Annotated in this window: 9 protein-coding genes; 5 read left to right on the plus strand and 4 right to left on the minus strand. The window is 69.3% G+C overall.

Annotated features, from left to right (window positions below; all coding sequences use genetic code 11):
• Nucleotides 1-319: 319 nt before the first annotated feature.
• A complete protein-coding gene (locus tag OG928_RS46810; RefSeq protein WP_331768112.1) occupies nt 320-1,504 on the minus strand; it encodes a restriction endonuclease in 1,185 nt (394 codons plus the stop codon).
• Between the two features lie 161 nt (nt 1,505-1,665).
• On the opposite strand from OG928_RS46810, the gene OG928_RS46815 reads away from it, so the two are divergent.
• The 4 genes from OG928_RS46815 to OG928_RS46830 all read left to right on the plus strand — a co-directional run bounded on the left by OG928_RS46815 (nt 1,666) and on the right by OG928_RS46830 (nt 7,086).
• A complete protein-coding gene (locus OG928_RS46815; RefSeq protein WP_331768113.1) occupies nt 1,666-2,757 on the plus strand; it encodes a hypothetical protein in 1,092 nt (363 codons plus the stop codon).
• 594 nt (nt 2,758-3,351) lie between these two features.
• The gene (locus tag OG928_RS46820; protein WP_331768114.1) at nt 3,352-3,894 is read left to right on the plus strand and encodes an SMI1/KNR4 family protein; all 543 of its coding nucleotides are present in this window, start codon (nt 3,352-3,354) and stop codon (nt 3,892-3,894) included.
• A gap of 833 nt (nt 3,895-4,727) precedes the next feature.
• The gene (locus OG928_RS46825) at nt 4,728-5,486 is read left to right on the plus strand and encodes a hypothetical protein (RefSeq protein ID WP_406292034.1); all 759 of its coding nucleotides are present in this window, start codon (nt 4,728-4,730) and stop codon (nt 5,484-5,486) included.
• A gap of 637 nt (nt 5,487-6,123) precedes the next feature.
• Nucleotides 6,124-7,086 (plus strand): hypothetical protein, encoded by a 963-nt coding sequence (locus OG928_RS46830; protein ID WP_331768116.1) that lies wholly within the window; start codon nt 6,124-6,126, stop codon nt 7,084-7,086.
• A gap of 350 nt (nt 7,087-7,436) precedes the next feature.
• Here OG928_RS46830 and OG928_RS46835 read toward each other — a convergent pair whose 3' ends face one another.
• Together OG928_RS46835 and OG928_RS46840 are read right to left on the minus strand one after the other, a co-directional pair.
• On the minus strand, nt 7,437-8,510 hold the full coding sequence (locus tag OG928_RS46835) for a hypothetical protein (protein ID WP_331768117.1): 1,074 nt from the start codon (nt 8,508-8,510) through the stop codon (nt 7,437-7,439).
• Nucleotides 8,511-9,037: 527 nt separating this feature from the next.
• Entirely contained in the window at nt 9,038-10,867 is a 1,830-nt protein-coding gene (locus tag OG928_RS46840) for a serine/threonine-protein kinase (RefSeq protein ID WP_331768118.1), read from the minus strand.
• A 662-nt stretch (nt 10,868-11,529) separates the two neighbouring features.
• On the opposite strand from OG928_RS46840, the gene OG928_RS46845 reads away from it, so the two are divergent.
• Nucleotides 11,530-11,820 carry a hypothetical protein gene (locus tag OG928_RS46845; protein WP_331768119.1) on the plus strand — a complete coding sequence of 97 codons (291 nt, stop codon included), beginning with the start codon at nt 11,530-11,532 and terminating at the stop codon, nt 11,818-11,820.
• Nucleotides 11,821-12,352: 532 nt separating this feature from the next.
• Here OG928_RS46845 and OG928_RS46850 read toward each other — a convergent pair.
• Complete coding sequence (locus tag OG928_RS46850; protein ID WP_331768120.1) at nt 12,353-12,868, minus strand: hypothetical protein; 516 nt, start codon at nt 12,866-12,868, stop codon at nt 12,353-12,355.
• Between the last annotated feature and the right edge of the window lie 477 nt (nt 12,869-13,345).

A 13,345-nucleotide genomic window follows, 5' to 3' on the forward strand; every position in this document is an offset into this window, starting at 1 on the left:
TAACGTCTTCACACGCGAGGATCTCGCGCCCGCGGTCCGGTGGCGGTGAGGACGCGACGCACGGTTCACACGGGATCGGACAGCGGGGCGACTACCCGATATTGAAGCGCTGGGCAACGACCGCGCCGGTAGCGTCCCGCCGATCGAGTACCGGGTGGGTGGTACATCCGCCGACATGTTGCGCGGCGGCGCGAACACGGAGGAGAGAGGTCTACGACAGGGCACCACTGCGACTATCGCCCGCGCCGAAAGATCGCCGCCGACACGGCCGAACGCCCCACGTGACCGCCGGTCCGGCTCGGCGACCTTGACGTATCGGCTAGCGCAGGCCGTGGGCGGCGGCGAGGTACGGTCGCCGGGCCAGCAACGTTTCCAAGCGGTTCTCCGGCCACAGTTCGATGAGCGGGGCTGTGCCTTTGTCGTTGTGCTGCTCCGCCCAGTTGACCGCGTCCGCGGAGAACCGTCCGCTCGTGACGATGATCAGCCCCCGGACGATCGGCGGCTCCCACAGTTTGACCGCGGCGACGGTCCCGGCCAGGGCCGTGACGTCCACGGAGCGGGTGAGCCAGTGCTTGGCCTGCACGATGACCCTCTCGCGGCGCACGCCCCCGGTGGCATCGCTCAACACGCGGTCCAGCGACAGGTCACGGCCTCGATCGGGCGCCCGCGTGTGGGTCAGCCACTGGACGTTCTCATGCGCGGGAAAGCTGCGCAGCAGGTCGTACAACAGTCTCTCGAAACCGTCGTCGTCCAGGTGCTTCCACGCCAGTGCCGCGGTCGCCGCTCCGGTGATGTGGCCGGTCGCCGCCTCGCCCAGGTCGATGTCCGGGACCGGCAGCGGATCGATGTCCGTCAACACCGCGTCGGCGATGCCCTCACGGACGCCCGGCCACAAGGCGTCGGCGATCAGGAGCCAGTCGAGCCACCGCCCGTTGTCCAAGGAGCGGTGCAGGTCCGCCCAGGCGCCGCGGCGCTCCATCGTGTCACCCACCAGGCGCTCAATCTCCCGCACCGCATCGACCACTCGCTCGACATGCGGCCCCGTCACACGCGACCCGGCGCACTGATCATGGTCCGAGGGCGGGGCACTTGCGACGACCTGCGCCAGCGCGGTGTCGACCAAGCCTGTCAGGTCCCGCAGCCGCTCTCGGATCGCTCGCCTGCGGGCCCGGTGCAGCCGATACCGGTACTCGGCCAACTCCCTGCCCGCCGCTCCGGCCAGCTCCCATGCGGAGTCGGGGAGTTCGCCGATCTCGGCGTAGTCGAGGAACATCTGCCCGACCGCATCGATGTCCGGAAGCTCGAACGTCACCGTCCACCCGTCGATCGGGGGCAGCCCGACCAGCAGATCACGCCACGCCCGGCACAGGTCGTCGTACACCGGGTCGGTGCCGCGCGCCGGGCCGTCGGGGATGAACGGCTCGGCACGCTCCCAGACCCCCTCCAGCTTCGCCAGGTTCGCAGCCGCACGGTCGAACGCCGACAACAACTCGTTCAGCTCCACCGTCGTACCCTGACACGCCGGTCCGACGTCACACATGCAAACCAGCACACGCGCACCGGCGGCCGCCGCACACACGCCTCCTGCCCCGTTCTCGGGGCGGGTGAGACCACGAGATGCCAGGCTGATGCCCTCACAGGGGGACTGCGGAAGGAACGCAAGCCATGGCTGCCGAGCGAATCACACACATCACCCGCCGGCGCCTACGCGACGCCATCGGGGAACAATGGTGCGGTGTCCTCGACGAGGTGGAGTTCCTCTCCCGCCTGTACGACCTGGACCGGATGCCCAGCGACGACCCCCGGTACGCCACCGCCGCAGGCGACCTGTGGCAGCACTACATCAACAACTGCGACTACGACGTGAAGTGGCTCTTCGGGAACGCGCGCTTCGGCCTGGCCCACGACGACACCGCAGTCCTGCGGTTCCTCGCCGAGACCCTGCACCCCGAAGTTCGCACCGACGAGCACGAAGTACAGCGTCTGCACGCCAAGTTCAACGAATGCCTCGCACCCGACGGCTACGAACTCGTCCAAGTGGACGCCATCAGCGACGCCCCGATCTTCTCCCACCGCACCATCGGCACCGGTGTCCCCGGCAACGTGAAGAACCTGATCTTCGCGTGCAACGGCCCCAAGCCCACCCTGGTGTTCGCCGACGCCCTCAACAACGACATCCGGATCGACAAGAACGCAGAGTTCTGCCTGGTCTACGACAATCCCATCCCCGCCCACGGCCTGACCTGGGGCGACCTCACCGCCTGGTGGGCCGACCGCGAGCACACGACCGACGCCCCGACCCACGCCACCGACCGCGGCCTCCGCCGACGCCTGCAAAGCTCACTCGCCGGCAACGGCGCGGAACTACGCCTCCTCGACACCTACATGGACCGCTACGACCGCCTCGGCCCCGGCATCCCCGCGCTGCTTCCGCAGATCTACCTGCACTACGACCCCTACACCCGACGCGACCACGCACCTGGAACCGGCCCGCTGCGGCGCCAACGCATGGATTTCCTGCTCCTGTTCCCCGGACAAGCCCGTGTCGTCATCGAGGTCGACGGCAAGCAGCACTACTCCGCCGCCGACGGCTACGCCGATCCCGTCGAGTACGCGGCCATGGTGGCCGAGGACCGGGAACTGAAACTGCGTGGATACGAGGTCTACCGCTTCGGTGGCGCCGAACTCACGGACACCCCCGGCAACCGCCGCCGCCTCGCGGACTTCTTCGACCGGCTCGCCGCCCGCCACGCCTGACTTGGACTGTGAGCGGCGGACGTCGTCCTACGCGGACCAGCACGTCGCCTACACCGCTCTCGAGCGCACTGGCCGCGCCCGCGTCGACCAGGAGGCTGCGCTGGGCCTTCAGCCGCCTCGGCTCCGGCTGTGAAGTTGCTGTTGGGTGTCGTGGTGGCCGCATGAATGTGTCGTCGGTCGTGTAACAGGTCGTGCCTGGTCATGGTTTGTGTAAGGCCTGGCTGTGTCGTTCCGGTGCGGTTGTTCGGCGTCATGGAAACGACGTTCCGCAGGTCGGTGTCCTGCAACTTCCCCTTGCGCCGCCCGTTGTCCGGCTTTTTGCCAGAACGTCGTGCCCGCGTCATCGGAATGCCGTTTTTTTCGGCGTCACGGTGACGCGGTTTCCGTGCTCCTGGAGGAAGCCGGTGTTCCGACGGCCGCACTTCGTTGAGGACTCCCGCCAACAACACCGCCGCCCGGGGTCTGTCATGGTCTGCGTTTACACTGCCGGCGGCTGAAAGGAAACCTGGCCACCGCGTCCGAACGCGGTACCGGTACAAGGTTTCACCGGCCGGGGAGTCTGTCCGCACGCTTATACCCGAAGGGGAATTCCGAATGTCGCACCCCGATGTTGCTCGGCTGCGGCGGCTGTTGCTGCCACCGCCCGTCTCCGGGGGCGACGCCGTGGACTGGGGAGCGATCGAGCGGGAGACACTCCTGCGATTCCCGGACGACTACCGCGAGTTCGTGGAGACGTACGGCGGCGGCGAGATCGACGAGTACCTGTCCGTCAAGACGCCTCCGGCCCCAGGGTCGCCGTACGGGGACGTCTTGGACAGAATCAATCCCGCTCTCCCGGACCCGGACCAGGACGAGGACTTCCGCGCCCTCGGGGCGGGGGGTGACCTTCCGCCATTGCTGCCCTTCGTGGACTCGATGCACGGCGATGTGGCGTTCTGGCTGTGCGAGGGCGCTCCCGACGACTGGCGGGTGGTCGTCTTCCGGAGGCAGGCACCGTACGGGACGAACCGCTGGCCGGTCTTCGACGGCGGTATGGCGTCGTTCCTCATGGCGGTCCTGACCGGCGAGGTGAATCCGTTCAGCGCCGGGTTCGAGGCGAACGAGCGGCACGTGTTCACGAACTGGCGGGGGCTGTAAGCCCGTTTCGGGACTCGGATGGCGCAGGCGCTCCGGTCGGGGTCGCCTCGTCTGTGGAGTTCCGCGACCGCCCTCGGTCCTCCTGGGCAACGCCCGGAAGGGGAACCAATTCCTCGGGCTCCCACTCCTGCGGCGGCCCCGCCCCTGCCCGGGGCGTTGCGCTATCGGCTGCGCCTTCTCAATGGCGGGTTCGGGGTGCGGTGCTCTGGCCTGGGGTGCGGCGCCGATTGGGAATGTTGGCCTGTGCTTGGCGACCTGGGATTTCGGGCTGTGGTGGTGGGCGTGCCTTTCGGCGATGGGTCGGTTGACCTGCGGTGTCGCAGGGTTTGAGAAGGCCGTGCAACGCGATTGAGAATTCCCTGTGGCGGGCTGTGTGTTCGTGCTCGGAACCGTGCTCGGCGGCCGTTCGTGTCATTCCTGCCCCGCGTCCTTGCCGACGGCTGCCCCGGCGGGTGAGGCCTGGAACGCCCGGTCGGCGGGTCTTGGCGCGGTTGAAGCCGAACCGGTGTCGCGGGTGCGGCGGTTCGTGCGGTGCCTCTCGGTTTCCTGTCGATTTTTCCTGTCCTGTTTTCCTCACGACTTTCGGGCTCGGTTGTGGTCGGGGCGTCGGTGCCGGGGAGTGCGTTGTGTGGTGTCGGCCGGCCCGATGGTGGGTTGGTCGCGGGATCATGCATGAGGGCCGCAGAAAGGCGTTCAGGCTGCTTGCCGGGGCTTTCTCGGTGATGTCCAAGGCGGGCTATGGTGGCTGGCCGAGGGCTGAGTCGATGCGGCTGCGGGTCGATGCCGGTTCGGCCCGTTGGGTGTGGTGGTGGGGCCGCGGAGCGGGCCTGTCGGTGACCATCGGAAGTGACCACCCGGACCGGTCGATCGCGGCCTGCCTGCCCGAGCCCGAGGCGCTGCTGTGCGGCACCGACTGGGCGGCTCTGGACGACGCCAGGGGCTCCGCCGAGGACATTCCCGCTGCGTTGGTCGCGCTTCTGGATCCCGATCCCGCGATCCGTGCCGAGGCCTTGGAGCGTGGTCTGGAGCCGGTTCGCCACCAGAACAGCGTCTACCCCGCCACGCCACCCGCGGCCCTGTACGTCGCCTCGATCCTGTCCGACCCGCGCACCCTCGCGGTCGGCGCGTACGACCTCGAACGAGGTCGGCCACCCGAGTCGCGCGAACTCCCGTTCCGTGCGGCGTTGTTGGACTGGCTGTGCTCCCTCGCGCTCGACGTCGACGACGCGTGCGTGGAGGCCATCCGCCGATTCGGCTCCGAAACCCACCCCGAGTCGGAGGCCTTGCGGGCCCTGCGCCCGGTGTTCTTCCGCGCGGTGGCCGTGTTCCTGCGCGACGGCGACCAGGACGTGCGCGATGCCGCGCTTGCCGTCGCCGTTTCCCTGGTGGAGGACCCGGCCCTGGCCGGGCACCGCCTCGAACTGGTCCCGCTCGCCCGCGAACTCCTTGCCGCCGGCGGCGACCCCGCCCACCGGCGTCAGGCGATCCGGGGCCTGCGGGCGTGGGGGCACGACCCGTCGGACCTGACGACTTCCGACGACGTCCCCGTCGATCCCTGGGCCGGCGGATGCGCGGACGACCCTCCGTTCTGATCGTTCTGCGGCTGTGCCCGCTGCGCGGGCTCGGGAGTGGATGCCGGGGATGTTGTAGGTTTTGCGCGGTGTCGAGTGGTTCGGACCTTGTTCACGGGAAGCGTGAGGATGTCTCGGTGTGACATGTGCGATGCGGATCTTCCCGTGGGTGGAGCGCCGCTCGGGCGGGACGGCAGGCCGGTACTCCTCGTCGTGGGGTGTGGCTTCTGCGACGCGTCGTACGTGTGTCTGGAGGGGGGGCGGGTTCCGTCGTCCGCCGTTGCCGGTGATCGGGCAGCGGTGGGCCGCGTGTTCGGTGCCCGCGGAACATCCGTTGCGGTCGGCCCGGGTGGAGCACGCACACGACGGTGCCACGACGCTGTGTGGAATGGATGCCGGGTCGGTGGCCGCCTACCGGCACTACTGGAAGCCGCGGCCGGTCCGCGTGTGGCCGTGGCCGAAGTCGTGTGGCGCGTGTCGCCGGGTGGCTCGTGAGCGTGTACGACGGTGGTCCGCGGAGTGATCCGCGCGGGATGGGCCGTCGCACTTCCCCGACCCGTGCCCGGCGGCGGAGCCCGGGGGCGCGCCACGTCAGATGCCATCCGCGCCCCGGGGTTCCGGTTCGGAGAGGCGTGCGGTGCTTGCGGGGGATGCGGTAGTGATCGAAGTGGAGCGCCACGGGGCCTTCAGCGTCAACGGTGTCGGGCTGCAGAGCCTGTCCTTCCCGTTGAGCTTGAGCGTCCGTGAGGCCGACGGGTCGTGGATGGTCGACGCGGCGGCGGCTCAGGTCGGCGAGTTGGTGGATGTACTCGTCCGCAAGGCACACGACACGGTCGTCGTCGTGGATCTGGCGACGAACAGCTTCCTGCACGAGGACTTCCGGCAACGGCGGCCGTCCCTGATCGCGGCGGAGCAGGGGGTCGACTGCACAGTCCACCGACTCGGCAAGTGGGCCTCCGGTACCTGCGGGCTCGGCGAGGAGCTTCTGGTGCTGCGCCGAGAGTGCCTGCCCCGACTCCTGGACGGGAGCTGGTCGCCCTACGAGCTGTCGCTGGTCGACGTTCCGACGGTGCCGACTCCGGCGCAGCTCGACGAGATCGCTCTGGTTGTCGGCACCGCCGCCGGCGGCGAGCCGGTCCTGCCGGGTCTCGAAGGCTCGCGGCTCTGGTTTTCCGGGCACGACGACTGCCATGTGGCGATCGAGTCGACGGATCCGGCCCTGCCGGCATCGATCCTGGGTCGGCTGTTGGCCCTGCTGGTCGGTTCCGCGCTGACCGATGTCGGTGGCGTTTCCTCGGTGCGAGTGCCGGAGCCGGACGGTGCGGCGATGGAGCACCTGATCGGTGAGAGCCCTCACTGGATCGGTGTCGTCGGCACCGTCTCCGGGGCCATGGTGACCGTCGAGTTGTCGGCCCTGTCGCAGCGGTGGCGCCTTGGTCAAAAACCGCCGGAGCGAGTCGACCATGTGGCGGGGTTCGACCCGGTCCACGGCGTGTGGCGATTTGACCGTTTGAGGTCGTTTGCTCCGGCTGTGGAGGCGGTTGGCGGGCCCGTACTCACAAGTGGTCGGAGCCGAAGGACAGGGGTCCCCGGGGCGTCGCGTCGTGGCCCGGGTCCGTGACGGAGGCGCCGGGACCTGTCGGGAGTGGCCGCGACGGCGAGGGCGCCCCTGTACGTGACCCGCAGGCCCCTGCGCCGAACGCTGTGCGCCGCCGGTTCAGGACGCGATCCACCGGGGCCTGTGTCGTGGGCCGTTCTTGAGATGGCCTGAGTTGAATTGACGAGATCCCGTTCAGCCCGTGAGGGTGGGCGGGATTTCGGCGTTCAGGGGCTTGTTGAGGGCTCCGAGACCGGCTGGGGCGGGTGCTCGTGGGTGCTGGCGTTGTTCGTGCCGCTGTCGCGGGCGTGCGTGTGGACCTTGAGGCCGGTGGGCGTCGGGGCTGGTCGCCGGTGTGTGGTTCGTGGGCCGGGTCAGTCGATGTGTGGCGGTGGTCTGCCGTCGACGAGTAGGGCCCAGTCGGGTCGTCCCGTGTTCATCGCGTCGTCGTGGTGGTGGTGGTCGAGGTCCGTCGGATCGGTGTTCCGGTCGAGCCAACGGCCGAGCGTGTCGAGGTTGGCGATCATCAGCAGGATCGCGACCAGGAGGTGCTGGGCGACGCGTCCGCGCACGGGCCGGTGTTTCTTGTTCCCGATGTCGATGCGGACGCCTTTGAGCTGCCCGTTCATGCCTTCGTTGTGGCTGCGGATCGGTTTGTAGGTGGCGTCCCAGGTCGGCGAGAGGTAGGGAAAGTCCTGCCGGTATTTGGGGATGGCGGCGTCCGCGTGGACCGTCATCGTGGTCTGCCGGCAGATCGTCGGCAGACCCTCGATTGCGGGTGGCCGCGCGCTTTCGCTCTCGGGGAGGACCACGGTGGGGCGGGCGGCCGGGTGGGCCGCCCGTTGTCGCCGGTCGCTCAGGTCGAGAGCCGCCGTCGGGCGCGAGGCGGGGTCGCGAACGGTGGCGGGCGCTCGCGGCGCCCGCGGTGGTGACGCGGTCCAGGGCCCGGTAGAGCCTGCGGCTCGCCGCGATCCTCGTGTGGGCGTCGTGCGGTGTGTGCTCGGGCAGTCCCAGCCATTCGCGGGCCTTGGGCCGAGGCAGAAGTCGAGGATCCACCAGGCGTCGGCGACGGTGGCGCGTCCGGTGTAGTGGGCCGCCAACATGAGACCGACCAAGACGGTCCGCGGCCGGATCCCGGACGGTCCCGGCCGTCCCCGCGACAACTCGTCGAGGAAGCCGGGGACTTCGGAGCGCTCCAGCAGCGCCAGGAACTGGCCGACCTTGGAGTCCGGTACTCGTCTCGGGGCGTCGGAACACGGTGCGGGGCGAAGCCGCTTGGCCCTGCCCGCGTCGCGCGGGCGGCCTATCACGGACGGTGCCCTTGCAACAGGGCCGTCCGGCGGGCGGGTTCCATGGGTGGGACGAAGCGTTGGTAGCGGGCCCAGTGCCGCCGTCGACGTCATCCCGGCCGCGTACGCGATCACGACCGGGTCGATGTGATCACGCATCAACTCGACGATCCATGTCGTGCGGAACTCCGCAGCCGGCGGCCAACGCCATCAACGCAAGCGCGTCCAGACGGCGTCGGCCCGGCAACATCCCTGCCCACGCATGGAGTTGAGTCATCTCGGACGAGCTGTAAGGCGTGCTCTGAAGCGGCACAACCGCGATGCGGACCGGTGGCGTCTCACCGCGCTCCAACCACACCAGGGCATGACGGACGATGATCGACCTCGTGAGCCGACGACTCACCCGCGAATCGACCCCGAACTGGCGCGGCACCTGAACCCGGAAGCAAACACGATCCGCAGGACAAAACGCTCTTTCACGCCGGATACCGGTCGAGACGGCATCGCACACCTGAGGAACCGGCGGTCACTCGCCCGACACCTCGGCCGTCGCGAACGTGGCAGAGACATGATCCAAGCCGTCGCCGGCCTGCTCTCCCACCAGCAACGACCGATCGCGCCGGGCAGATGTGAAACCGACCGGACCGCAGTACTCGACGCGTCACCGCCAACCGTGCACGAGCTCGTCAGGAGTCCTCGTCTGCTGTCTTGTTGGGGATCTTTTGGGTGAGGGAGAGGAATGTGGCGTCTCCGACCATGGCCAGGAGTTGCTGGTCGGACAGCGGGACCGGGACCACTTTCGGGGTCCGGGCGTCCGGCCAGATCGACAGTTCTATATCGCGGTCGTTATGCCACAGATACACATGCGGGATGTCGTGGACGGCGATATCGGCGCTGGATCCCTCCATGCGGTACACCCTGGCCTTCTCCCCGGTGGGCAGCACCCCGGTCACGCAGGGAGCCCGATGGGGGTCGGCCGGCGTCGCGGTGTTGTCGCACTTGACGTCGTCCGGTGCCGGGCGTTCCCGTTTGGTGTCGAGCCGGAGCATCACGTGGAATTGGTGTTCGTCCGCGATGATCACGAAGGCGTGGGTGTTCGCATAAGCGTTGCCCAGGGGGTCGATCTCCACACGGCCGGTGCCCGGCGGCAGCAGCCGGTCCAGGGTCTTGGCCATTTGTTCCATCGGCGTGCCGGTTTCCGAGGGTGCGCCGGTCGGCAGTTGCGTCGGGCCTGTGAATGGCCCGGCGTTCGTTGAAGGGTGATTCGTCGCGGCGTCGTTTGTCCTGAGTACCGCGAAAACGCACAAAGCCGCGGCGGCGGCCACCGCGACGCAGCCGGCGAGGACGCCGCGGCGACTCCGTACCCGGCTCAGCGCGCCGACGACGAAACCGCCCTCGCGGCTGATGATCCGGTCGGCCGGTTCCGGGGCGTGCCCTGGTTGCGGGCCGTGACCGTGGCCGGTCGGGGTCGCGTTCCGCGGCGGCGGCGGAATCCTCGGGTGGCGGCCACTGTCGGCCGGGACGTCGGCGGTGGGCAAGCGTAGGTCTGCGGCGGCGCGCAGCCAAGGGTTGGAGTTCGTCGCGGTGCCCGATGCGACGGGGGCGGTCGCCCCGTCCGCACCCAGCACGCTCGTGGCGATGCGCACCATGTGGTGGACGACGTCGCCGGGCAGCCATGCCTCGTCGAGATGTTCCCGTGTCGCCTCGGCCCAGTTGTCCAGCCCTGCCAGAAGCTCGCGCGGGCTCGGCCGGTCCTCGGGTCGTTTGGCCAGGCAGGCCCGGACCAGTTCCGTGAACTCCCCCGGTACGCCTTCGAGATCCGGGTCCCGCATGGTGATGTTGGCGACTAGGACCGCGAGTGGTCCCTCCCCGAAGGGCAGCCGGGCGGATGCCGCGTACGCCAGGACGACGCCGCACGAGAAGACGTCGCTCGCCGGCCCGACATCGGCACTCTCGAACTGCTCGGGCGACATGAACCCGAGCGATCCCACGGTCTGCTCGGTGCGCGTGAGCGTGGTCGCGCCGGACAGCAGTGCGATGCCGAAGTCGATCACCCGGGGGCCGTCCACCGTCAGCAGCACGTTCGACGGCTTCAGATCGCGGTGCACCAGCCCCGCGCCGTGAATGTCGTCGAGGGCGACCGCGATCCCGCCCGCGAGATGCCGCAGCGTCCGCACCGGCAGGGCCCCGTGCGCGGCGACCGCCTGCGCGAGCGTGACACCGGGCAGGTACGCGCTGGCCAGCCACGGTGTACCCGCCTCCGGATCCGCCGCCACCACCGGCACCGTGAACGGACTGCGGACCGCCCGCGCGGCCGCGATCTCGCGGGCGAAACGGCGGCGGAAGATGCCTTCTTCATCGAGCACGTCCGACCGTACGACCTTGACCGCAACGGCCCGCCCGCCGGGCTCGCGCCCCAGATACACTCGGCCCATGCCGCCGGCGCCCAGACGTCCCACAAGATGGAAAGGCCCGACCCGACGAGGATCGTCGTACTGCAGAGGCTCCATGCCCATCCCGGTCGTAGCACTGACAACCTCGGGATCATGCCGGCACCCCCTCCCACCTGTCCAATCACCAGCCACCAAACGCAGCCACTCCGCGCTGCCGGGTCCGGGGCTCGGCGTTCGCGTAGTGTGTCCCGTCCCGTTACTTCGTTGCCGCCTTGGCTGTCGGCCGCCGGCGTGACGAGGTCCTTGTTTTGGTCCGCCCAGACAACGGTCGTCACCACGCCGGTGACGCACCGGCCGCCCTCGGAACGGCAAGGGCGAAGCGGTGGTTGCCGCCCAGCGTCCACAGCGGCGCGCCGAACGGATTCGCGGGCCGGTGCGTGGTCTGGAACGCGGCGCAATGGCAGCGTCGCCGTCCTCATCGACCAGGTGAGTGGTGATCAGGTGCTGGATCGCGCGGCGAGCAGGGCGGCGGCGTCGGGACGTCGCGCCCACGGGAGCGAACGGCTGTGCCCGACGTCGAGGAACTCCGCGACGATCCAGCCGTGCCCCGACGTCAACGTCCGGGCATGCTGCGGCTGCCATCCCCTGCCCTACCCTCAGACAAGACGGCATGTTCAGGGCCCGGTCCTGCGGTCAGCCGGCCCGGAAACGGCAGGCTCCGAGACATATCGTGAGCGTGTCCGGACCGAACCGCCCGGACGATCACGAGACCGAAGAACCGTGAAGTGGCGACACATCAGGCGCGCTTGGGCTACATCCGGGAGAGCGTGGCCGAGTTCCGAGAGGGAAAGATTTCCCTCCGTCGGCTCGTCGACGACATCGAGTACACCGTGGAATCACTGGACCCCGGACCGGTACGTGACGACCTGCGTCCACTGGCCGCAACGCTGGAGACGATCTACGCGGTCGCGCTCGACCGCGGGGAACTCGACGAACTCCCCATGGCCACGGTCACGACGCTCCACGAGCTGATATCCACGATCGCCTCCCTCGGCGAGGCCGAGCCGAGCCCGTAGTCACGCTCAGAGGCGAGGCCGATCCCCGACGCCTCGCCCCTACGGGTAACGATCATTCCGCTCGCGGGAAACCGAACTGACCTTCGACTCATGTCTGCAGGTCATCCCAGCTCGTGAACGGCCGTGTCGTGGTGGGGCGTGCGGTGCGCTTACGGGGGGAAGTTCTCGGTGTCGTCGGCGAGCAGTTCGGGGATGACGGTGGCGGGTACGACCTGACCCGCCGCGGTTTTCGTCGGCGGAGGTGACGTCCTCCCGAACGCGGTTTCCGGTACTCGGTCGGGCTGCGGGTTTCACCCGGAGGATTCGGCCCACGCGCGCCAGGCGGGTGCGTGGGCGTCTCGCAGCGACATGGTGGCACGCCGCCTCGCCCACCGGGTCCGGCGATGCCCGAACCTGATCCGGCTGCGCGGCCCGGCGGTGCGAGTTCGCCACGTCCGTGGACACGACGCAGACCCGTTCGACGACTTGCCGGCCCTCTCCGGCCTATGCGCTGCCCGTGGAGTTACGAAGGCAGCCGAGGTGTTCGCCGTCGTCACCGTGGGGTCGTGGGGTGGGTGGGGGTCGGTGGGGTGAGGTCGATGTGGGTGTCGAGTTCGGTGAAGTCCCAGATGACGGTGGCGCCGCTCGAGTTCACTACGAGGCGGCGCGGGTGGGCGTGTTCGCCGGGTGTGAGGTAGATGCGGGTGCCGTCGGGTTCGGCCAGTGCGACGCATGCCGTTCCGTCGATGGTCAGCGGCTCGATCGAGGTGAAGTGGTCCGGCTCGGCCGTGGCGTCGTACAGTTCCCCGAGCAGGGAGGACGTGTTCCGGTAGAGCAGGTTGCTCGCGGGCTCGGAATCCTCTCGGACCGTGCCCTGTTCCCATGTTCCCGTGTTCGCGCGTCGGTAGACGTTGCCGCCGATGTACACCGTCTCCTCCGTGACGGTGTCCCCGTCGGCCTTCTTGATGCGGGCGCCCGCGCCGCGGACGATGCGGTTGTCCTCGACGTGGGTGGGTTCGCCCGGCCGCCGGACGGTGACGACCAGCCGGAACGAGCGTGCGGCCCGCACGGTTTCGAGGGCCTTCCGGAGACTTCCGGCCGGGGTATCACGCGCCTGGGTCGTCGAGCCCGTCGCCATGCCGGACGGCGGGTTCGCGGTCGCCCCCGCAGAGGTGGCCACGGACGGGGCACCGGCGGCCGTCGGATGCTGCCCCGAGGCCGTGGGCCTGGCACCGTCGGACGACGCGACATCATCCGAACGGGTCGACGAACAACCGGCCAGACACGCTGTCACAATCAACGCGACAGGCAAGACAACTCCGCGCATGAACACTCCCGGGACGGCGCGAGCGCCGAGCAGTTCGGCAACAGGACCCCTCCCGATCGCTCGCGCCCCCCGCGCCCCGAGGGCGCGGCGTCGGCGACGGGAGACCGCCAGAGACTACGGCCCGACCAACAGGGCCTCGCCGGTGGGGTGATCGGCCCGAAGAAGCGCGAGGCGCGCACGGGGACGCAGGCCCGGTCGGCCGGCCGGGGCATGAGAGCG

The sequence above is a fragment of the Embleya sp. NBC_00896 genome, assembly GCF_045207785.1.
Taxonomy (GTDB): domain Bacteria; phylum Actinomycetota; class Actinomycetes; order Streptomycetales; family Streptomycetaceae; genus Embleya.